Annotated in this window: 23 protein-coding genes; 11 read left to right on the top strand and 12 right to left on the bottom strand. The window is 34.3% G+C overall.

Annotated features, from left to right (window positions below; translation table 11 throughout):
* The first annotated feature begins 58 nt into the window (after positions 1 to 58).
* From porK to AC1EU5_RS04940, 5 genes are all read left to right on the top strand, one after another.
* The gene (gene porK / locus AC1EU5_RS04960) at positions 59 to 1,465 is read left to right on the top strand and encodes a T9SS ring complex lipoprotein PorK/GldK (RefSeq protein WP_480191259.1); all 1,407 of its coding nucleotides are present in this window, start codon (positions 59 to 61) and stop codon (positions 1,463 to 1,465) included.
* Between the two features lie 125 nt (positions 1,466 to 1,590).
* Complete coding sequence (porL, locus tag AC1EU5_RS04955) at positions 1,591 to 2,226, top strand: type IX secretion system motor protein PorL/GldL (protein ID WP_480191258.1); 636 nt, start codon at positions 1,591 to 1,593, stop codon at positions 2,224 to 2,226.
* A 43-nt stretch (positions 2,227 to 2,269) separates the two neighbouring features.
* Positions 2,270 to 3,802, top strand: coding sequence for a type IX secretion system motor protein PorM/GldM (gene porM / locus AC1EU5_RS04950; protein WP_480191257.1), 1,533 nt, complete (start codon positions 2,270 to 2,272; stop codon positions 3,800 to 3,802).
* 40 nt (positions 3,803 to 3,842) lie between these two features.
* On the top strand, positions 3,843 to 4,739 hold the full coding sequence (porN, locus tag AC1EU5_RS04945) for a type IX secretion system ring subunit PorN/GldN (RefSeq protein WP_480191256.1): 897 nt from the start codon (positions 3,843 to 3,845) through the stop codon (positions 4,737 to 4,739).
* Between the two features lie 113 nt (positions 4,740 to 4,852).
* Entirely contained in the window at positions 4,853 to 5,896 is a 1,044-nt protein-coding gene (locus AC1EU5_RS04940; RefSeq protein WP_480191255.1) for an NAD(P)/FAD-dependent oxidoreductase, read from the top strand.
* An 18-nt stretch (positions 5,897 to 5,914) separates the two neighbouring features.
* Here AC1EU5_RS04940 and AC1EU5_RS04935 read toward each other — a convergent pair whose 3' ends face one another.
* Positions 5,915 to 6,283 (bottom strand): DUF983 domain-containing protein, encoded by a 369-nt coding sequence (locus tag AC1EU5_RS04935; RefSeq protein ID WP_480191254.1) that lies wholly within the window; start codon positions 6,281 to 6,283, stop codon positions 5,915 to 5,917.
* 127 nt (positions 6,284 to 6,410) lie between these two features.
* On the opposite strand from AC1EU5_RS04935, the gene AC1EU5_RS04930 reads away from it, so the two are divergent.
* Positions 6,411 to 8,315: an ABC-F family ATP-binding cassette domain-containing protein gene (locus AC1EU5_RS04930; protein WP_480191253.1), complete on the top strand. Its 1,905-nt coding sequence runs from the start codon at positions 6,411 to 6,413 to the stop codon at positions 8,313 to 8,315.
* Between the two features lie 74 nt (positions 8,316 to 8,389).
* Here the strand turns inward: AC1EU5_RS04930 and AC1EU5_RS04925 are convergent, their stop codons facing one another.
* From AC1EU5_RS04925 to AC1EU5_RS04915, 3 genes are read right to left on the bottom strand one after another with little or no spacing between them, the layout of a single operon-like run.
* Positions 8,390 to 8,980: a DUF4136 domain-containing protein gene (locus tag AC1EU5_RS04925; protein ID WP_480191252.1), complete on the bottom strand. Its 591-nt coding sequence runs from the start codon at positions 8,978 to 8,980 to the stop codon at positions 8,390 to 8,392.
* A 19-nt stretch (positions 8,981 to 8,999) separates the two neighbouring features.
* Positions 9,000 to 11,036: a urocanate hydratase gene (locus tag AC1EU5_RS04920; RefSeq protein WP_480191251.1), complete on the bottom strand. Its 2,037-nt coding sequence runs from the start codon at positions 11,034 to 11,036 to the stop codon at positions 9,000 to 9,002.
* 3 nt (positions 11,037 to 11,039) lie between these two features.
* Complete coding sequence (locus AC1EU5_RS04915) at positions 11,040 to 11,207, bottom strand: C1orf53 family protein (RefSeq protein ID WP_480191250.1); 168 nt, start codon at positions 11,205 to 11,207, stop codon at positions 11,040 to 11,042.
* Between the two features lie 112 nt (positions 11,208 to 11,319).
* Between AC1EU5_RS04915 and AC1EU5_RS04910 the strand changes: the two genes are divergently transcribed.
* Positions 11,320 to 12,216, top strand: coding sequence for a 1-aminocyclopropane-1-carboxylate deaminase/D-cysteine desulfhydrase (locus AC1EU5_RS04910; RefSeq protein WP_480191830.1), 897 nt, complete (start codon positions 11,320 to 11,322; stop codon positions 12,214 to 12,216).
* Positions 12,217 to 13,077 (top strand): glucosaminidase domain-containing protein, encoded by an 861-nt coding sequence (locus tag AC1EU5_RS04905; RefSeq protein WP_480191249.1) that lies wholly within the window; start codon positions 12,217 to 12,219, stop codon positions 13,075 to 13,077.
* Positions 13,078 to 13,104: 27 nt separating this feature from the next.
* On the opposite strand, the gene AC1EU5_RS04900 is transcribed toward AC1EU5_RS04905, so the two are convergent.
* Positions 13,105 to 13,575: a hypothetical protein gene (locus tag AC1EU5_RS04900; RefSeq protein ID WP_480191248.1), complete on the bottom strand. Its 471-nt coding sequence runs from the start codon at positions 13,573 to 13,575 to the stop codon at positions 13,105 to 13,107.
* Between the two features lie 95 nt (positions 13,576 to 13,670).
* Positions 13,671 to 14,354, bottom strand: coding sequence for a DUF4294 domain-containing protein (locus AC1EU5_RS04895; protein ID WP_480191247.1), 684 nt, complete (start codon positions 14,352 to 14,354; stop codon positions 13,671 to 13,673).
* Positions 14,355 to 14,476: 122 nt separating this feature from the next.
* On the opposite strand from AC1EU5_RS04895, the gene AC1EU5_RS04890 reads away from it, so the two are divergent.
* Positions 14,477 to 15,565: a M42 family metallopeptidase gene (locus AC1EU5_RS04890; RefSeq protein ID WP_480191246.1), complete on the top strand. Its 1,089-nt coding sequence runs from the start codon at positions 14,477 to 14,479 to the stop codon at positions 15,563 to 15,565.
* Positions 15,566 to 15,588: 23 nt separating this feature from the next.
* Here the strand turns inward: AC1EU5_RS04890 and AC1EU5_RS04885 are convergent, their stop codons facing one another.
* Positions 15,589 to 16,692: a helix-turn-helix domain-containing protein gene (locus AC1EU5_RS04885; RefSeq protein ID WP_480191245.1), complete on the bottom strand. Its 1,104-nt coding sequence runs from the start codon at positions 16,690 to 16,692 to the stop codon at positions 15,589 to 15,591.
* Between the two features lie 154 nt (positions 16,693 to 16,846).
* Between AC1EU5_RS04885 and AC1EU5_RS04880 the strand changes: the two genes are divergently transcribed.
* Positions 16,847 to 17,422, top strand: a complete 576-nt coding sequence (locus AC1EU5_RS04880) for a type II toxin-antitoxin system RatA family toxin (RefSeq protein ID WP_480191244.1) — start codon at positions 16,847 to 16,849, stop codon at positions 17,420 to 17,422.
* Positions 17,419 to 18,279 carry a VOC family protein gene (locus AC1EU5_RS04875; RefSeq protein WP_480191243.1) on the top strand — a complete coding sequence of 287 codons (861 nt, stop codon included), beginning with the start codon at positions 17,419 to 17,421 and terminating at the stop codon, positions 18,277 to 18,279. The genes AC1EU5_RS04880 and AC1EU5_RS04875 overlap by 4 nt, the downstream gene beginning before the upstream one ends.
* Here AC1EU5_RS04875 and AC1EU5_RS04870 read toward each other — a convergent pair.
* From AC1EU5_RS04870 to AC1EU5_RS04850, 5 genes are read right to left on the bottom strand one after another with little or no spacing between them, the layout of a single operon-like run.
* Positions 18,273 to 18,911, bottom strand: a complete 639-nt coding sequence (locus AC1EU5_RS04870; protein WP_480191242.1) for a hypothetical protein — start codon at positions 18,909 to 18,911, stop codon at positions 18,273 to 18,275. The two genes, AC1EU5_RS04875 and AC1EU5_RS04870, sit on opposite strands and share 7 nt — an antisense overlap.
* 21 nt (positions 18,912 to 18,932) lie before the next feature.
* Positions 18,933 to 19,160, bottom strand: a complete 228-nt coding sequence (locus AC1EU5_RS04865; RefSeq protein WP_480191241.1) for a zinc ribbon domain-containing protein — start codon at positions 19,158 to 19,160, stop codon at positions 18,933 to 18,935.
* A 36-nt stretch (positions 19,161 to 19,196) separates the two neighbouring features.
* The gene (locus tag AC1EU5_RS04860; protein WP_480191240.1) at positions 19,197 to 19,883 is read right to left on the bottom strand and encodes a helix-turn-helix transcriptional regulator; all 687 of its coding nucleotides are present in this window, start codon (positions 19,881 to 19,883) and stop codon (positions 19,197 to 19,199) included.
* Between the two features lie 2 nt (positions 19,884 to 19,885).
* On the bottom strand, positions 19,886 to 20,797 hold the full coding sequence (locus tag AC1EU5_RS04855; RefSeq protein WP_480191239.1) for a hypothetical protein: 912 nt from the start codon (positions 20,795 to 20,797) through the stop codon (positions 19,886 to 19,888).
* A gap of 10 nt (positions 20,798 to 20,807) precedes the next feature.
* Positions 20,808 to 21,896 (bottom strand): amidohydrolase family protein, encoded by a 1,089-nt coding sequence (locus AC1EU5_RS04850; RefSeq protein WP_480191238.1) that lies wholly within the window; start codon positions 21,894 to 21,896, stop codon positions 20,808 to 20,810.
* Between the last annotated feature and the right edge of the window lie 52 nt (positions 21,897 to 21,948).

The raw sequence follows: 21,948 nt of genomic DNA, 5'->3' as shown, positions 1-21,948 counted from the left end.
AGAGTAGAAAGAAACGAATAGTATTAGCTCCCTTTACGGAGAAGTAAATTTTAAATTTATGAGAAAAGTAACCGTATTTTTATTACTAACAGCAGCTGTGATTTTAGCAAGTTGTGGTTCTAGCGACAAAGGAGAATTGGTTGGCGCTAGATCAAAAAAGAAATTTTTCCCAGAGAGACCTTTAGGTATGACATTAATACCAGGTGGTGCCTTTACTATGGGTAAAACAGATGAGGATGTTGCAGGTGCTTTTAATACACCTTCTCGTACTGTAACTGTTAGACCATTTTATATGGATGAAACAGAAATAACAAACGCTGAGTATAGAGAGTTTGTTCAGTATGTTAGAGATTCTGTAGTAAGAACACAATTAGCATTGCTTGCTGAAGAGCAAGGATTTGGTGCAGAAAGTGCTGATCTGGGTGCAGGTGCTCAAGCTGGGGGTGGTGAAGGAGACGGAATTCAGAAGTATAAATTCGCAGAACCAGATACTACTGCTAATGTCTATTATAAGTATATGATGGACAACTACGGTAGCTTAGGTGATTTGAATTCTCCTACAGAAGGTAGAGCTTTGAATTGGGATGTTGATCTAATTTGGGATGTAAATGCATTTCCTGATCAATATTATGCTGAAGCAATGGATAGTATGTACCTACCAATTTCAGAAACATATGATGGTAAGCGTATCATAAATACTCAAAAATTAAAATATTTATTCTTTACGTTTGATAGAGAAGGTGCTGCTAGAAATAGTGGTAACAGAAAAGATTTCGTAAAGAAGAATGTTGTTGAAGTATATCCTGATACTACGGTTTGGGTAAGAGACTTTAACTACTCATATAATGACCCTATGCATCAGGATTATTTCTGGCATCAGGCATATAATGATTATCCTGTTGTTGGTGTTCAGTGGGAACAGGCTAGAGCTTTTTGTGACTTTAGAACTCAAAAGAAAAATAAGTTCTTATCGAATACAAAAGGTGGAGGTCAGATTCCAAACTTTAGATTGCCAACTGAGGCTGAGTGGGAGTATGCTGCTCGCGGAGGTCTAGAGTATGCTAAATATCCTTGGGGAGGCCCTTATACTGTAAATGATAGAGGGTGTTTCTTGGCAAACTTTAAACCAGAAAGAGGAGACTATGCTGCTGATGGTGCATTGTATACTATGGAAGCAAAGTCATTCACACCAAATGATTATGGACTTTATAACATGGCAGGTAATGTGGCCGAATGGACGAATACCTCATATAACTCTGCTTCATATTACCTAGGATCTACAATGAATCCTAATGTAGATGATGGTTCTAATAAGCGTAAAGTTGTACGTGGTGGCTCGTGGAAAGATGTAGCATATTTCTTGGAGGTAAGTACCAGAGATTATGAATATGGAGACTCTGCTAGAAGTTATATTGGCTTCAGAACAGTACAGGATTACATGGGTACTAAAATGAGAGAAAAATAGAAGTTATTAACAATTTTCGGGAATTTAAACTTGACAGTTGTTTTAGAAGCGTAAACAAAATAAAAACAAATAAAATTATTAACCCTAAAAATTAAAATTAACCAAAAACTTAAAATTTTAAAATTATGGCACAATCACTTAGACAAAAGAAAATGATGAACATGGCTTACGGCCTTGGAGCTGCAATCGTATTAGTTGGAGCATTATTTAAAATCTTACACTTTAGCATCGGTCCATTAACTGGTGGAGTTATGTTAACTGTAGGTATGGTAACAGAAGCAATTATTTTTACACTTTCGGCTTTTGAGCCAGTAGAAGAAGATTTAGACTGGTCTTTAGTATACCCAGAATTAGCTGGTGGAGAATCTGGTGAAAAAGGAATTAAAGGAGCTGGTTTATCAGATAAATTAGACGAAATGTTAGCTGAGGCTCAATTAGATTCAGATAAAATGGGTCGTTTAGCTACAAGCATTGAAAGTTTTGCTGGTGCTGCTGAAAATATTGCACCTGCTGCAAACTCTGTTGCTGCAACTAGTAAGTATAGTGAGCAATTATCTATTGCTGCTACGCAAATGGAATCATTGAACAGTTTATATAAAGTACAGTATGACAGCGCTGAGCGTCAGGCGCAAATGAGCGATGCTATTGCTGAAAATACTGAGAAATTAAAAGATCAAATGCAATCATTAGCCACTAACTTATCATCATTGAATGGTGTGTATGGCGGAATGTTGTCTGCAATGTCTAATAATAGAGCTTAATTAGAAGTACTAACCAAAACTTTAACCTTAAAATCTATTAGAAATGGCAGGAGGCAATTTATCACCAAGGCAGAAAATGATTAACTTGATGTATTTGGTATTCATCGCGATGTTAGCAATGAATATGTCAAAACAAGTATTATCTGCTTTTGGTTTCATGAATGAAAAACTGACAGATTCAAATCTGTCAGCGACAAGTAAGAACATCGCTACGTATGCAAATTTAGCGACTAAAGCTTCAGATCAACCTGATAAATATTCAGCGTTGAACGTACAAGCAAAAAAAGTTCAAGAGTTATCTTCAGAATTTTCATCTCATATTCAGCAAATGAAGGATGCTTTAACAGCTGATATTGAAGATAAAACTGATTATGAATCTATGGACGGTGAAGATAAAGGTAATACATACTTCTTTAAAGGAGAAGGCTTTACTCCAGAAGGAAAGGCATTTGTTGAAAAAATGACTGCTTATAGAACTGAGGTTTCTAAGATTCTGGGAGATAAGTACAAAAGTATTACTAAAAATGTAGATAAGCGTTTTGATACTTCAGATCAAAAGACTGAAGACGGTACACAACCTTGGTTGAACAACCGTTATGAAGGATTTCCATTAATTACAACATTAACAAATCTTTCTCAAATTCAGGCTGATGTAAAAACTACTGAAACAGAAATGTTAGCAGCTATGTTACAAGGTCAGTTAGAAAGTGAAGTTTCAATGAGCAACTATTCAACTATTTTAATACCAGACAATCCTGCTACGTTACAAGGAGGTAATTTTAAAGGTAAGATAGTATTAGGACGTTATGATGCTAGTTTAAAGCCATCTAAAGTAATCGTTAATGGAAAAGAAGTTAAAGATATTAAAGATGGTGGAGCAGTATTAGACTTTCCTGCAGGTAATGTAGGTGAAAATGAAATAGTTGGTGAGTTTGTTTTCAAAGAAAATGGTGAAGACGTAAGTATTCCTATTAAATCTACATATGCAGTTGTTGCAAAACCTAGTTCTGCTGTAATTTCAGCTGATAAGATGAATGTAGTATATAGAGGTGTACAAAACCCAATTACTATCTCTGTTCCTGGTGTACCAGATAATAGAGTAAAACCATCTGCACCTGGCTTGCGTAAAGTAAGCGGTTTAGGAAAATATATGATGAGTCCTGGTAAAGGTAAAGAAGTAAGAATTAATGTTTCTGCTACATTACCAGATGGAACACCTGTTACTTCTAGTCAGAACTTTAGAATTAAAGATATTCCTGCGCCGTCAGCATCTGCAAGAGGTCAGTATGGTATGATCAAAATGCCTAAAACTACTTTGCAAAAAGTTACGATTGGTGCAATACTACCTGACTTTGTATTCGATTTAAAGTTGAATGTATCTGGGTTTAGCGTAAAAGTACCTGGTTCACCAACAGTAATTGTTAAAGGTCGTAAGTTCAATGGTGCTGCTATCAGAGCATTGAATAAGGCAAGAAAAGGTGATGTTGTAACAATATTTGATGTTAAAACATCGTTAGTAGGTGGTAATGGATACCGTTTAAAGAAAGTGGCTCCATTAAACGTACAGATAAAGTAAGAATTAATATAGTATTAGTAAACTTAATAAAGTATTTATCATGAAATGGAAATTTTTAGTTGCTGTGTGTGCTCTAGTTTTGGCAACAAACAGTATCAGCGCTCAAGCCAACTTATTAAATGCAAAAATTCCTGAGGAAATAGGTGTGAAAACTGCTGAGCAGTTGGCAGCTGATAATGACAAACCGTTGCCTTATGGATATATAGATGATAGAGATATCTTATGGTCAAAAGTAGTGTGGGAGTATGTTGATTTAAATGAAAAGATCAATTTACCTTTCTACTATCCAGTAGACACTTCTAACATAAGTTCTAGCAGAAGATCTCTTTATGATACTTTATTAAGAGGAATAAAAAGTGGTGAGATTGTAGATGTGTATGACGACTCATATTTTGAGAATAAGTTGACGTTCAATGATATTCAAGGTCGTTTATCAAGAGTTGACACCAGTGATGCAGGTATTGAATTACTGAATGAAGGCTCTGAATTAACAGAAGAATATATTGACAGAACAGATATTACTGCAGGAGATATTGCAGGTCTTAAAATCAAAGGCGTATGGTACTTTGATAAAAGGCAAGGAGAGTTAAAATACCGTTTGTTAGGTATTGCTCCGGTAGCTCCAGATGTTAACTTTATTGGTTCTGATGGCGCTGAGGATGATTTAATCGAAATGTTCTGGGTGTGGTACCCAGGCGTAAGAGAGATCACTCATGACATGAAAGTGTTCAATCAGCAAAACTCAGCATACCCATTATCATATGACCACTTGCTAAATGCACGCCGATTTGTAGCCAGCATTTATAGAGAAGAGAATATTTATGGCAATAGAGATGTGTCAGAGTATATTAAAGGAAATGCTTTGTTCCAGGTTCTTGAAGCTGATCGTCTAAAAGACAATATTAGAAACAAAGAATTAGATATGTGGAACTACTAGTTTCCTAATTATTTTAAAATTTTAAACTCCTGTCTTCTTAGGCAGGAGTTTTTTATTTAATCTTTTTATATGTTAATCCTTTAAAGGCTAGAATCATTGTATACATTTGCTCTATGCAAGTAGATTATTTAATTGTTGGTTTGGGCCTGGCGGGTATGGCTTTCGCCGAAATGTTAGAAAACAATCAAAAATCATTTATTGTTTTTGAAGATGAATCTCAACAGTCATCATTGGTGGCTGCCGGCACCTATAATCCGGTAATTTTAAAACGATTTTCTCCTGTCTGGAATGCTCAGCAACAATTAGAAGTAGCTTTCCCTTTTTACGCTGCTTTAGAAAAAAAATTAAACTCACATTTCGATACAAAAATTCCTATCCTCCGATTGTTTAATTCCATTGAAGAACAAAATAATTGGTTTACAGCTTCAGACAAACCCTTATTGAAGCCATTCATGAGTTCTAAAGTGATTCAGAACGAAAATAAAGCAATTAATGCCTCATATGGTTATGGTAAAGTAAATAAAACAGGAATCATTACTACCAAAAAATTGATCTCAGAATATAGAAACTACCTCATAAATAAAGGGCTGCTTATAAATCAATCATTTAATTACAAAGAAATAAAGTTTATTGATAAGAAAGTTGTTTATAACAACCTAAAGACAAGTAGAATAGTTTTTTGTGAGGGATATGGGCTTAAAAAGAACCCTTTCTTTAATGAGTTGCCGCTGCCGGGTATAAAAGGTGAACTTATTACAATTCACGCGCCTAAATTGAAATTAGATACTATAATTAAATCTTCCGTTTTTATTTTACCAATAGGAGATGATCATTATAAAATTGGTGCCACATTTAACAGGGATGATAAGTCATCTGAACCAAGCTCAGAAGGAAAGCAAGAATTACTCAAAAAGTTAGATAAGATTATAACTACTGACTATAGCGTAGTAGATCATGTTGCCGGTGTTCGCCCTACAGTAAAAGATAGAAGACCATTAGTTGGTATACATGAAAGGCATAAACAACTTGCAATTTTAAATGGTCTAGGAACTAGAGGTGTTATGCTATCACCATCAATGGCTAAAGAATTATTTGATCATCTAGAGCATAAAAAAGAGCTTATTTCAGAAATAAATATTTCAAGATTTAAAAAGTAACAGCTCTTTTTTCACAACCTACTCTCGAATATACTTAACGAAAATATTTATATAAATTAATCTTGCTAATCTAAGAGTTAATGGTGTAAATAGCACTAAAGCTATAATAATACCAATGAAAATTTTGATAAGATTAAAACCTAATGAATACAAAGCCAGAAAAGTAGCTATAGATATTGCAACTGTCAAACCGTACGAAACATACATGGCACCATAAAAAAAAGAAGGTTCAATCTGATATTTTAATTCACAGTTTGGGCAATGTTCGTTCATTTTCATCACTTTCTTCAAGTTGTATGGATTGTTGTCCTCAAAAAAATTTCCTTCTTGACAACGCGGACATTTATTATTGAAAATACTATATAGTTTTGTGCCTTTTTTAAACATGATTGGTTGCTAAAATAGTTTAGTTTTGCAAAGTTAATTTAAAAAATACTCTTCGATGCAATAGCATTGAAGTTTCCATTGATTTGTTATTCCATCGAATGCAGGAATCCAGTAGTAAAAAGACACTATGCTAAACGCTCATAACATAACTGTTTCTTTTGGAGGTGAAGACCTCTTTTCAGGTATTACTTTTAAACTTGATAAAGGTAATAGGGTTGGCTTAGTAGGTAAAAACGGAGCTGGAAAATCTACATTACTAAAAGTCATTGCCAAAGAACAGGAAATTGATGGAGGCACGCTAGCTTTAGAGAAAAATATCCGTATCGGTTTTTTAAAGCAAGATATTGATTTTGTAAAAGGAAGAACTGTGTTAGAAGAAGCCTATGAGGCTTTTATCGAGATTAAAGAAATAGAAACAAGTCTTGATGAAATTAACAGACAGTTATCCGAGCGTACAGATTATGAAAGTGAGTCGTACAATCAGTTAATCATTGATTTAAATGAATTGACAGAGCGCTATGAGCTTTTAGGAGGGTATAATTATCAGGGAAATACAGAGAAAATACTGCAAGGTTTAGGTTTTAAGCGTGAAGATTTTGATAAACTAACAGATACTTTTTCAGGCGGCTGGCGTATGCGTATTGAACTAGCCAAGTTATTACTTCAAAATAATGATATTCTACTACTTGATGAGCCGACTAACCACTTAGACATTGAATCCATTATTTGGTTGGAGGAGTTTTTAAAGTCATATCCTGGTGCTATCATGTTGGTTTCGCACGATAAAATGTTTTTAGATAATGTAACCAACAGAACTGTTGAGATTTCCTTAGGACAGATCTACGATTATAAATATGCCTATTCTAAATATTTGGTGCAACGCAAGGAGTTGATGGAAAAGCAACTACAGGCACAGAAAAATCAGGAAAAGGAAATAAAACATACTGAGCAGCTGATTGAAAAATTCCGTTATAAAGCTAGCAAAGCAGCCTTTGCTCAATCACTAATTAAAAAATTGGATAAAGTTGAACGCATAGCAGTTGATGTAGAAGATAATTCAGTTATGAATGTTCGTTTTCCTATTTCTGTAAATCCCGGAAAAGTGGTTGTAGAGGCCGAAAATGTTGCCAAGAGCTATGGTGACAAGAAAGTGCTGAGTAATGTTGATCTATTAATTGAACGTAATAGTAAAATTGCATTTGTTGGCCAAAACGGACAGGGAAAAACAACTCTGGCAAAGATGATTGTTGGGGAAATTTCATTTGAAGGTGATTTAAAACTTGGTCACAATGTGCAGATAGGCTATTTCGCACAAAACCAAGCCGAATATTTAGACGGTAGTAAGACCATCTTGCAAACCATGGAAGACGCTGCAAATGATACCAATCGTGTTAAGGTTCGTGATATGTTAGGATCTTTTTTATTTAGTGGTGATGATGTAGAGAAAAAGGTAAAAGTACTATCAGGTGGTGAGCGAAACAGATTGGCCTTATGTAAAATGTTATTGACACCGTTTAATGTGCTGGTGCTTGATGAACCTACCAATCACTTGGATATTGCTTCCAAAAATGTATTAAAAGAAGCACTCAAGAATTTTGCAGGTACATTGATCTTAGTTTCTCATGATCGCGAGTTTTTACAAGGCTTGGCAAGTACAGTCTATGAATTCAAAGATGGAAGAATTAAAGAATATTTGGGTGATATAGATTATTATTTAGAGCAGCATAATTACGAAAGTCTTCGTGAAGCTGAAAAAAGAACGAAAGTTGAAAAGGTCAATAATAAAGAAACCTCTTCAAATAAGTTAAGTTATGAAGAAGAAAAAGCTTTAAAGAAGCGATTAAATAAAATAAGTAAGCTAGAAACCCAAATAGCTGATTTGGAAAAGGAAATTTCTAAATTGGATCAAGATCTTCTAGATTCGGATAAATATGCTCAACTAACTTCTGATCCTGATTTTTTTACAAAGTATCAGGCTAAAAAAGATAAAATTGTAGCATTTATGGAAGAGTGGGAAAATTTACAAGATTAAAAGAAAATCCCCAAAAAGCATTACTGCCTTTCGGGGATTTTCAGATTTATATAAACAGAAAATATAAATTTCAATTAATTACCGCCACTACCTGGAGGATACGTTGACATGATCTCACTCACGAACTCTTGAATGCGTTCTTTTTTCTTGGCTACATCACCAGAAGTCGTTAAACGTCCAGTTCCTTTTCCTTGCCAAGCCAATTCTTTTTTATCTGCATCTATCAAGTCAATAAATAAAGTGCCTTCTGTTGATCGTGAAACATTAGGTCCGTAGTCTAAACCAATACCCCATGGACCCCAGGCTCCCCAGCCCCATCCAAGACCGCCCCAGCGACCCCATCCCCATGGACCCCAGGCACCCCAACCGAAGTTGTTGTTATATACGTTTACTTTTTCACGTGATTTGGTAAAGATATTTACTAATACATCAGGGTTTGATGATTTTGTCATTCCTTTCGCTTCTAATTGACCTTCTATAGCCTTTAATATCCTGCGTTTATCAAGATCAGACAACTCCAATTTATCAATACCTTTTTTATAAAAAGCAAAGGTCTTATATTCATTAAAGTTGGTTTTTTGATCGTAATCTGAGGTCACGCGTACAGAGACACATGATGTGGCAATAAATAAAATCACCAAGGGTAATAGTTTTAATATTTTCATTTTTCGGTAGATAATTATGTTAAAACAAATCTTGTGTTAAAGAATCGTCAACCTTATTGGGGAGTGTTACCTGTAATTTAGGCTCTACTTCCATGGCGCGCTTGATAGCAAAAATAGCTTCATCATTTCGTGCCCAACTTCGTCTTGCGATTCCGTTATTTACGTCCCAAAACAACATGGCTTTCAGACGTTTATCAGCTTCTAAACTACCATCAAGAACCATGCCGAAACCACCATTGATAACCTCTCCCCAGCCAACACCACCACCATTGTGAATAGATACCCAGGTAGCACCCCTAAAACTATCGCCAATCACATTATGAATGGCCATATCTGCAGTAAATTGTGAACCATCATAGATATTGGAAGTTTCTCTGAACGGTGAGTCTGTGCCTGAAACATCATGATGATCTCTCCCCAAAACAACAGGGCCAATTTCACTATTAGCAATGGCTTTATTAAAAGCCTCCGCTATTTTTATCCGACCTTCGGCATCGGCATAAAGAATTCTTGCTTGTGAACCCACTACTAATTTATTTTCTTGTGCGCCTTTAATCCATCGTATATTATCCGCCATTTGTTGTTGAATCTCTTTAGGTGAGTTCTGCATAATTTCTTCCAATACCTCACAAGCAATAGCATCTGTTTTAGCCAAATCTTCAGGCTTTGCAGAAGCACATACCCATCTAAATGGACCAAAGCCATAATCAAAGCACATGGGTCCCATGATATCTTGTACATAACTCGAATAGGCGAATGCTTCACCACCCGACTTTGCATCACTCTTACTGCAATAATTACCATTGGCATCAAGATGTACTTTGGCACCTGCACGGGAAGCTTCCAGCAAAAAAGCATTGCCATAATCAAAGAAATAAGTACCCTTTGCGGTGTGTTTATTAATCGCAGCTGCATGTCTTCGCAATGTTTTTTGTACGCTTTCTTTAAACAGTTGAGGATTTTCAGCCATCATGGTATTGGCATCCTCAAAAGATATATCAACAGGATAATATCCCCCCGCCCAAGGATTATGCAAAGAGGTTTGATCAGAGCCTAGATCTACATATACATTGCTTTTGTCAAATTTTTCCCACACATCAACAATGTTTCCTAAATAAGCTATTGAAACAATTTCTTTTTCTTGTTTTGCTTGTTGAACTCGACTCACTAAGTCATCTAAATCAGAAGTAACTTCATCTACCCAGCCTTGTGAATGGCGTGTTTCTACAGCTTTAGGGTTTACTTCAGCACATACGGTAATGCACCCTGAAATATTACCTGCTTTGGGTTGCGCACCACTCATGCCTCCTAAACCGGCCGTAACAAACAATTTTCCAGCCAAACCTTCATCTTTCTTTGCTATTTTTCTACCAGCATTTAAGACCGTAATGGTAGTACCATGCACAATACCTTGCGGCCCAATATACATATAACTCCCTGCAGTCATTTGTCCGTATTGCGTAACCCCAAGTGCATTAAACTTTTCCCAATCATCGGGTTTTGAATAGTTAGGAATCATCATACCATTGGTTACCACCACTCTTGGAGCTTCTTTATGTGAAGGAAATAAACCCATAGGATGACCTGAATACATTACCAAGGTTTGTTCATCAGTCATTTGCGCCAAATACTGCATAGTCAATAAATATTGCGCCCAATTTTGAAATACAGCACCATTACCTCCGTAGGTAATCAATTCATGAGGGTGTTGCGCCACAGCATCATCCAAATTATTTTGAATCATATGCATAATGGCTTTAGCTTGTAAAGATTGACCCGGGTATTCATCTATTGGCCGTGCATACAGTTTGTAATCTGGGCGAAATCGATACATATAAATGCGCCCATGATCTTTTAGCTCTTGTGCAAATTCTTGAGCCAATACCGCATGGTGATTTTCATTAAAATAGCGTAAAGCATTTTGTGTAGCTAGTTGCTTTTCGGTTTTAGATAAGATATCCTTACGTTTTGGTGCGTGATTGATAAAAGTATCATACGGTTTAGGCGTTGGCAACTTATTAGGAATACCTTGTAAAATTTCCTGTTGAAAGGTCATGAACTATTTTTTAATTGAGTTGGTTTTTTTATCAAATCCGTAGGGACAGTGTTTACAACCACTTTGACAACAATATCCACGTTTTAGATGGTATTTTTCTGTAAAGACTTTATATCCTTGCTCATTAAAGTAAAAATCATCAGGTTCTAGTTCAGGTAATTGATTATACATTTTTTACGGAATTGAGCTCATAAAATTACGCAATTATGCGTTAATAATATTGTTGATTTTTACTCTTTAGCTACGTTTTTCTCTATGTGCATTTAAGTACATTTGTGTTTATCTGGTTGTGAATAGTAGGAATCAAACAATAGTATTTCAAGGAATAAATTTTACCATTAAACGGGAGGATTTGCTACACCCAATTATTTCAGGAAATAAATATAGGAAGCTAAAGTACAACCTTAAGGAGGCTAAAAAAGTAAGAAAGCAGGCCCTATTAACTTTTGGAGGTGCTTACTCCAACCATATTGCTGCTTTGGCTGCAGCTGGAAAAGAAAATGGTTTTAAAACCATTGGAATTATTCGGGGTGAAGAAATAAAAAACAAGGTTAGTAATAATCCAACATTAAGTTATGCTCAAAAATGTGGTATGCAATTTGATTTTATCACCAGAGAAACCTATCGTAAAAAAAATGAGAAAGATTTTTTAAAGAATCTACAAAAACAATTCGGAGATTTTTATTTGATACCCGAAGGTGGAAATAATGTATTAGCTGTTAAAGGTTGTGAAGAAATTTTAACTGAAGGAGATACAGATTTTGACTATATATGCGTTGCAGTAGGAACTGGTGGAACGATTTCTGGAATTATAAATTCATCCAAATCACATCAAACAGTTATAGGATTCCCTGCTTTAAAGGGCGATTTTCTAAGCGAAGAAATTGAACGATTTGTGTCAAAAAACAATTGGAAGTTGATTACTGATTATCATTTTGGCGGGTATGGTAAAATAAATAGTGAACTCATTACGTTTATCAATCAGTTCAGGGAACAAACTGGTATACCTCTTGATCCTGTTTATACAGGAAAAATGGTATACGGTCTTGTTGATTTGATACACAAAAAATACTTCGAAAAAGAAAGCAAAATTCTTGTGATCCATACAGGGGGATTGCAGGGTATAAAAGGAATGAATGAAAAATTAAGGCAAAAGAGTTTGCCATTAATTCAAGTGTAAATGAAACGTTATTTTTTTATTGCAAATGTTGTTTTACTTTCTTTTTTAGCCAGTTGCGGCTCTAAAAAGAGAGTAACTTCCTCTCATAGAACATCAAAACCTACAGTGGCAACAAAACCAACTGACAATAGTATTGAGAATAAGAATATTCAGGTGGTTAAAGTTGATAAAGCAGATGACCTAATTGATGATCTTAGAAAACGAAAACCAAGATTAAGTAATAGTACAAAAGATTATATTGAGGAATATAATGATATAGCCATCGCAGAGATGCTTCGTTACAAAATTCCTGCGAGTATTACCTTGGCACAAGGTATTTTAGAATCTAATAGTGGGCGTAGTAGACTTACAGTAAAAGGAAATAATCACTTTGGTGTTAAATGCCATAAAAGCTGGAGAGGCAAGCGTATTTATCATGATGACGATGCTCGACAAGAATGTTTTAGAAAATATGAGCACCCATTACAGTCGTTTAGAGATCATTCTCTATTCCTATTTGAGCGTAAACGTTATGCAGCCCTATTTGATCTTAAATTGAAAAATTACAAAGCATGGGCTAGAGGTTTAAAAAAAGCAGGTTATGCTACAGATCCTAAGTATCCTGTAAAATTGATTAACTTGATTGAAGATTACGAGTTATATAAATACGATGATTTTTTCGATAAAAAGAAATATGCTGGTAGTGTTACAAAAGTTACCCGGCAAGACCCAAAGAGAAATGGGGCCTTCATAGTAGTTAAAAAGGGAGATACGTTGTACTCAATAGCAAAGCGTAATAATTTGACTGTTGACCGGTTAAAATGGTTAAATGGTTTAAAATCTAATGAAATAGATATTGGGCAGAAACTATATATAAAATAAAAAGCGCGAATTAATCGCGCTTTTTATTTACTCCTTCTTCTTTAACTCTTTTCTTTGATTTCTTTTTTGGCGCATCTTCTTTTTAGCAGCTCTTTTTTTCATTTGATGCGCTTTATGCTTTCTCGCTTTTTCCCATTTTTCATATTGCTCTTTGGTTAAGATCTTTTTCATTTCTGCTTTATGAGCAATTTGCTTATCTAAACGTTCACTTTTTAGTTGAAAAAGTTCATCGCTAGAAAGTTCTTTTCTTTTTTCTTTAGCAGCTTTACGATCTTCCATTTTCTGTTTGCGTTCAACCGCTTTCCTTTGGTTAATCTCAAAGATTTCATCTTGTTGCTTAGCGTCAAGATCAAGTAGTAAGGTCATTTTTTTGGTCTTTAACTCTGTAATTTGATCTGTTGTAAAATTTGGACGCTTATGTCTAAGATCTTCAGATCCTTGTGCAAAAGCACTAATAGAAAATAATGCTATTAACGCTAGGCTTAATACTTTTTTCATTTGTTTAAAATTTTTAACAATTAATATATTTTGATCTTAAGACAGTAGTAATAGTGGAAGGTTTAATATTGTTTTCCGCTTTAACAAAGTTTTAACTATCGGTTATTGATCACGGCAATAACATCAATATCCTTGTGTGCGTTTGTTGCTTCAAAATAATCAAATGCTAATCGTGCTTTCTGGGGTTCTAATCTTCCCAAAGCGAAGGAACGTTGTAGTATATCTTCAACCAGAAAATCTAATGGATCATTTTCAGGGTGGTATTCACTTTTTAATGATAATTTGAAAAGCTTTGCGGTACTATTGTACCAAAATGCTTTCCAGCCACTTCTATACTCTTTTACTAGATCAAAAGCAGTTAACCCAGTTTGACGATGTAATAATTTAATTAATATTTTACCTTCAGTACGCGTCATTTTTTTGAGTTCATCGGTAAACTCTTCTTCCATATATTTTTGCATCTTTTTAGTATGCCTCTTTCGCTTACGATTTGATCGTATTTTTGAAAGTTGTTCGTTTAATTGAAGTAGCCTTTCAGCAGCTAGTCTGGCATAGGGATATGCTTTGTGAACTTTCTTCCAGTACCAGTAATAATAACGCTTTTCTTTTGTAGTCTTGAATTTGAGTTTTTTAAGCACTAAAACTTCATCCAAAGGTATAGTCACAGAATCCCCTTCAATAAGAACCATTTCCTCTAATAAAATAGTATCCTTTTCTACTTTTTGAGTGAAAGTAAATTGAGATGCAATAAGGAATATTATGAATAAAATTCTCTTCATTTTAATTTTTAAAAAACAGGTTTCAATAACCATTCCAAAAGTAGGATATTTCTTAGACTCATAATAAAGATTAACGTTTATTTAGGTATAAATTAGTACATTCGTATACCAAAATTTTAACGATGGCAAAGAAGACAATTCTTACGAAAAAGTCACTTACTTTTTTAGAAAAATATTTAAATAATGCTTCTCCTACTGGCTATGAATGGGATGGGCAAAAACTCTGGATGGATTACTTAAAACCTTATGTAGATGAGTTCATTACAGATACCTATGGAACTGCTGTTGGAGTTATAAATCCCGAAGCTGAATATAAAGTTGTTATTGAAGGACATGCAGATGAAATCTCATGGTATGTGAATTATATCTCAGATAATGGATTGATTTACGTAGTGCGAAATGGAGGTTCAGATCATCAGATTGCACCAAGTAAAGTAGTGAATATCCACACCAAAAAAGGCATTGTAAAAGGTGTTTTTGGATGGCCAGCTATACACACACGTAGTAGAGCGAAAGAAGAACCGCCAAAGCCAGATAATATTTTTATAGATGTTGGATGTAAAAAGAAAGATGAAGTTGAAAAATTGGGAGTACATGTAGGATGTGTTATTACCTACCCTGATGAATTTCACATTCTAAACAAGACCAATTTTGTTTGCCGTGCTTTAGACAATCGTATGGGCGGATTTATGATTGCCGAAGTAGCTCGTTTGTTAAAAGAAAATAAAAAGAAACTCCCTTTTGGTTTATACATTGTAAATGCTGTACAAGAGGAGATAGGATTGAGAGGTGCGCAAATGATTGCGGAACGCATTCAACCCAATGCCGCCATTGTAACTGATGTTACGCATGATACTACCACCCCTATGATCAATAAAAAGAAACAAGGACATTGTGAAATAGGTAAAGGCCCGGTTATAGCCTATGCACCAGCGGTACAACAGAAGCTACGTGATCTGATTACTGATACAGCCGAAGCTAAGAAAATTCCTTTTCAAAGAAGTGCTTTATCTAGAAGCACTGGTACAGATACTGATGCTTTTGCTTATAGTAATAGCGGTGTGGCCTCAGCTTTGATTTCATTGCCATTACGGTATATGCACACCACTGTAGAAACGGTGCACAAGGATGATGTAGAAAATGTGATTCGACTGATTTATGAGTCACTCTTAAATATCAAAGAAGGAGAAACCTTTAGTTATTTTGAATAAAAAAGTTTTAAGCCGATAGATTTCTATCGGTCTTTTTCTTTAATAAATTCACTTGGAGTTATACCTGTATATTTTTTAAAAGCGCGGTAAAAACTAGTTTTATTACTAAACCCACATTCAAGACCTATGGCGTGAATAGATAGTTTTTCTAACGCTCCACTCAATAGCATCTTTTTGACTTCTTTAATTCTCAGGGTATTGATGAAATCATAGAAATTAGTATTCATATGTTCACTTAAAACCTGTGAGATATGATGTGATGGTGTTTGCATAGAAATTGCTATGTCTTTGATCTTTAATTTAGGATTTAGATATAGTTTTTTATCAATAACAGCATGATTTAAATTTTCTCGAAGTGCTTTTAATTCACTTTCTTCCAGAGGTGATGTTTTGTATTTTTTAGAGATATTAGGAAGTAATGATTTGATGTCAACAATCCAATAACCTAATAGTAATATGGTTATTGCGAGTAAACTTGCCAATGCTATTTCAGATATAATTACTGAACTTCCTTGAACGATAAAACCGGTTTGTAAAAGCATATAAACCAAGGATAGAGTAATCAATACTTTAGAGATTTTTTTTAGCAGTGTACTATTTTGCTTATCATTTTTATTTAAATATCGAAGTGAAACAACAGCATACATAAATAAGAATAACATGTAAAGATTGGCATTAAACCAATCTAAGAAAGATAAGTTTTTTTCGGGTATGTGGGTATAGTAGTATTCGACTACTTGTTTCTTATATGATAATGGTTTAATGTAAAAGTAAACTTGAAACCCTGTCATGATTAAAAAAGGAATTAAATGTAAAAGATCCATTTTTTTTAATCTGAACTTTTGGTTGTTAAAGCTTTTAATGAAAAAAAAGTATGCAGGGCCTATTAAGAATAAGGTTGGAAAACTTACGCCAAGCAAATGAGGGTATTTTCTGATAAATTGAGTTGTAAAAAGTAAAAAGGTGTCAAGATGCAGCATGAGAAAGAATAGAACTGCAGCCAAAAAATATCTTGATATTTTCAAGGCTTTATTTTTTAATAATATCAAGATAACAAATGACCCTATTAAAATGGTACCTCCTAATAAAAAAGTGAGTATAAATGATGAAGTTCCTAGATTGTCCATAACAATAATTTTGCTAAGATAGTAAGCCTACATTAATTGTTACTCTGCAATATGTAATCTAAAAGGTTAAATGAGTTTCATTTAATAAAGTGTGCCTCTTTATAGCAGAAATATCTTTCTTTAATAATTAATTTCGAGTCAAAATCTTGATAGCATGATTCGGAAAATTTTGAAATGGATATCACTTGTATTAATTACGCTAATTGGGCTAACACTTGTTTACGGATTCATTCAGTACCCTAAAGCGAAAGGAGTACAACATTTTGTTTCTGAAAGAATGATCTATGCTCCAAAGGATAAAGTTTGGGGCATTATTTCTGATATTGAAAACTATCACAAAGTAACAGCGGAGGGAATTCATAATGTGAAAATTATATCTGGAGAGGGGTTGGGGTTAAAACGTGTTTGTTCAGATCCTAATGGAAATAGTTCGGAGGAAACCTGTACTATTTGGGAATCAGGCAAGAAATTTAAATTTGAAGTAAACACCCAAAAAGAAGATTATCCACTACCTTTCAAATCACTTTCCGGTACATGGAAATTAGATTCGATCACCCAAAATAAAACGAAGATCACACTTGATTTTAGTTACGAATTTAAAAATGCCTTTGTCGCAGGTTTGTTTTTAGGAATGGGACAAGAACAAGCTCAAAAAGATGCTGACTATTTATTAGATAATTGGCAACAAATGGCAGAAGATGTGAGATATAACTTAAACGCAAAAAAATGATACGATTTTTACTAATACTATTACTTTTTATTACAAATAAGGTTGTTGCTCAAGAAATCCCTGAATGGTTTCAGGAAAATATGGAACAGTCCTTAGGGACTTGGATAACAAATAATAAAGAGTATCAAAATGACCAAGAACATATGGAGTCATATGGTATGGATTGGAAATGGGCCATTGGCAAGAAATCTATAGTAGGTGAATTGTATGGATTTGTAAAAGGTAAAAAGGTAGGTCCTTTTTGGGAATTTAGACAGTACTGGGATTTTAAAAAGAATAAAGGAATGATAGTGCAATATTCACCGGATGGAACTATAGGTGTTGGGCCTGTAACTCCAAAAGGTGAAGGTCAATTTGAAATGATTCAGGTTTTTACATCTCCAGATGGGAAGCAGTCAAATCACGGTCATCGCTCTTCTTTAACTAGTGATGCCTTTACATCAAGTTCTTTTTTAGTTGATGGTTTTGGAAATTGGAAAAAAAACAGAACATATACATGGCACCGCCACCTTCCTCTAGGTGATTTAGGTGAATTTTCTATTTCATTGGCTGTAAAAGACATTAAAATGTCAAAAGAGTTTTATGAAAGCTTAGGATTTTCTATCATTGATGGTAATATTGATCAAAAATGGTTAATTCTAAAAAATGGAGCTGCCAAGATTGGCCTTTTTCAAGGAATGTTTCCAAAGAATACAATTACACTTAATCCTAAGGATGTCAGGAAAATTTATAATCAACGCGTTAGTGGGAAAATTGATACACAAATGACAATAGGTATGGATAAAAACACTGGCAAGGCATCTTTTATGATCACAGATCCTGACGGGAATCCTATTTTAATAGACCAGCATCAGTAAGTACTTAATTTAAGAATTACTTTTTTAATGCGTTTTTGCTTACTCTCTTTTTCTATGTCACCTAGGCGTAGTTCAAGTGCATTGATGAACAATTCAGCATGTTTTTTATCTATAACAGCTACTATTCTTTCAGCATACATAGGTAATTGATTTATTGGGCTAGTAAGTATTTGTTCTTCTAACAGTGCCAACATTTCATCTTTGTATTTTTTAATAGCTGCCAGATTGATTAAAATATTAATCATTTGATCACGTGTTATGACAGATCCTTGTTCAGCAGCTTCTAATATTATTGATCTGCTGTCAAAAACATCACTAGGTTTAATTTTACTAATATAATTCAAAGCTGTCATGCACCCCCATTGCAATCGGTTATTTTTATGATGTAAGAGTTGTAAAAAGTTAGAAATGTAAGGTGAAATAAGTTTAGGTTCTAATGCACCAATTTCATAGAGTACTTTAATACAATCGTTTTGAATTGCTTTATTCTTATTTAATAGATTTTCAATCAAAACTTTTACAGCACTTTTGTCAGTCTGCTTTACTATGTGCTTGGCTAGTTTAATGTTTGGCTGTTCATCTCTTCTGCCGAAAGCAGAAGAAATACTGTCAAGAATGTTTATTTTTTCCATCTTTTGAGCTTGGGTATTTTTCTAGTAAAGAATCCAGCTAAAAATCCAGTGAAGCCCATTTCTTTCATTTTTCCATTTCACAAAATCTTGCATTTGTTCGGGGGTGATATCAGGTTGTTTGAATTCACCGTTTTCAAAACAAAAACTACAGTACATAGTATTTAAACTACCATCTAAATTTTTAGCGCCGCCTTTGGGGTCCTTTTTTAAGGGCATGGCACAACTTTGACAATTTTTATATGTTTTCATAATACAAATGTAGTCTAGGTTACTGACAGCCTATTGTCAGTTAGTTTCGCTCATTTGCAATTTTTTTATATATGTATTTAAATCAAATCGTTTTTCAGTGATCTTTTTACCTGTGGGATTAATTTTATGAATTCTATTTAAAACAAAATCTCTGTAATCTTGCCTCAATCTGCAATATGCAATAAGGTGCCAACTTTGACTGTAAAATGTAATACCTATAGGTTCTATGACTCTTGTAGTTTCTCGGCCTAAATTGTCTTTATAGATAATATACAATACATGTTTATTGCTACAAGCTTGTTCTGCTATTTGCAAATATTTATTAATGTATTTAGAATCTACATAACTCCTCACATTAGAATCTAAGTACTCTAAACTTTCTAATTGATGATTCTTAAGCTTGTTTCTAATTTTTTCAAGTGCACTTTCAAAATGTTTATAGATATTTTTATCTATATATTTTTTTGCCAATTGATCAGTAAAGATGAAAGACTTAGCTTCGTCAACGCTAAGGGATAGTGGTGGAAGAAAAAAAGTATCTAGTATGAAATAGCCTTTTTCCTTTTCAAAAGAAATAGGAATGCCCGCTTCATCAAGAGACCTCAAATCTCTATAAGCGGTTCGTTCACTTATATGAAACCGATCCGTAATGTTTTCTATTCTTGTAAATCTTCTCGATTGCAATAAAGATAATAATGCTGTAAGACGTTCAAGACGTTTCATGTTTATTCAATTTTACCATCTAACCAATGAATAATGTTAAGCAGTAACTGATAATTTTCTTTGGCTATGTCAAGACTCATACCAAATTTGCGTTTATTAGGCCCAGCCAGTTGCGCAGTAAACATGGCAGCCTCTCCCCATGCAACAACTCGGCCTTTTCCATATTTTTTATATGCTCCTTGTGACCAACCTTTTACAGGTGTTCTGGGAATACCTTTAAAAACCCATGCTGTATCTGGTAAAACATTAACATAATTTTTATCAAAGGTTAATACTGAAGTAGCATCCTTTGGAATCTTAAAACCTTGACCTGTAAACGAAACAACTTTATTTATGGTTTCACTGGCATTTTTGCCATTAGTAATATTATTTTTGGAAAGGGTGTTGTTGTCTCGGGTAAAATGCGCAGTACCTCTATTGGATTTAGTATTAAAAACAAACCCATTTGTGAATTCAAACCCAAATGCTTGTGCTAGATCTTTAGCTGCTCCAGCCATGGGCATATGATCAGCAATTAAAAATAGACTACCTCCATCATTTACCCACTGCTTCACTATTTCTATTTCTCCTTTGGTAAATGCAGACGGATTTGGTAAATACCACTTTTCGATATTTAGTTTGTTCAATGCATTTGAAATGACAAGTATTTTCCCTTTTGATAACTTCTTCTTATTGAATTCTCCTAAGAATCCATCAATAACATAACCATCCCTTTTTAATAAGTTGGCAAACGCCCAATAATTACCATCTTTAGTATGAAAATTATGATGTCCTTCATCAATAAAAATCACAGGGCCCTCTCCAGACGAATACATTGGGTCTTTGATGACAGGACTATAACTTCTATCCGGTTCCTGCTGAGCCAAGCTAAAAGTTGTAATCAAGAAAAGTAAGGTTGCAGTTCTAATCTTCACAGTTAAATATTTAATTAGGAAATAAGCTTTTATCCAATCCTGGGATTAGTTTTAGGGCATTTTTATAATACACTTTTTTAAGCACATCATCAGGTAAGTCCAATCCATACATAGCCCAAAAAGCATGGTATTTTTTATGATACGGAAAGTACTCATCAGCGGTTTCTAATACTCTAAAATAGGTTGGGAACTCTTTTGGTTTCCAGCTATCTTTTCCGAATAGAATTCTATCTTGGTATTTGATAAAGAATTGCCTTGCAAAACGAGGTTGACGTCCCAATTCAGCAATAATAGCGCCTATACCTACATTCATATTTGGTATTTCATCTAGTAACTGCCCCAATCTTTCTAAATCATTGGCAAACCAACCCATATGTGCATTGATAAATTTGGTATTTGGATGTTTTTTAAACATATTATGTTGCTCTCTGATGAGTTGTTCCCATGGGGCGGGATTATTAGGTCCGCGTTTCCTTCTTGGTTTGGTTTTTAATTCTAACCAGCGCTCATTATCAGCGTCAAAATCATCCCAAAACGATTTTGGGTCGGCAGTATGAATGAGTACAGGGATACCCAATTCACCACATTTTGCCCAAATTGGGTCAAGTCTTGGATCATCAACAGCAATCCGATTTCCATCAGTATCAGTTTTATGCATTCCTAAACTCTTATAGACTTTTAACCCGCGAGCACCACTTTTTACATCTTCTTCTAATTGAGCAACTGCATTTGCTGCCCATTTGGGTTCACCAACACCATTAAAATTAACATTAGCAAAAACCACAAATCGATTAGGGTAGTGGTCAGCTATATTTTTAACTGATTTTTTGAGATCATTTCCTGATCTTCCGCTTAGATTTACCATGATACTCATATTCAAGGTATCCATGGCTGCTATAACAGGAGCGAGGTCTTGTTCAGACATTTGGTATTGATGACCATGTACATCAATGAAAGGGAACTTGGCTTTTTTTACAATTCCACCTGGAACTACCAAGGTGGACTTGGGGTTGTATTCTTCAAAAGACAAGTTTTGACAATTTAAAAAAGTAAATAAGAAAAATAAAAGAGTTACTGTAGTTATTAGTTTGAATTTCATTGCTGTGAATTAATAGTTCTTAAAGATACCCAATCGATCTATTAGTAAAGAA

This window comes from Maritimimonas sp. 2405UD52-3, assembly GCF_056591715.1.
The sequence above is the reverse complement of the archived record's forward strand: the minus strand, read 5'-3'. Positions and strand labels throughout refer to the sequence as shown.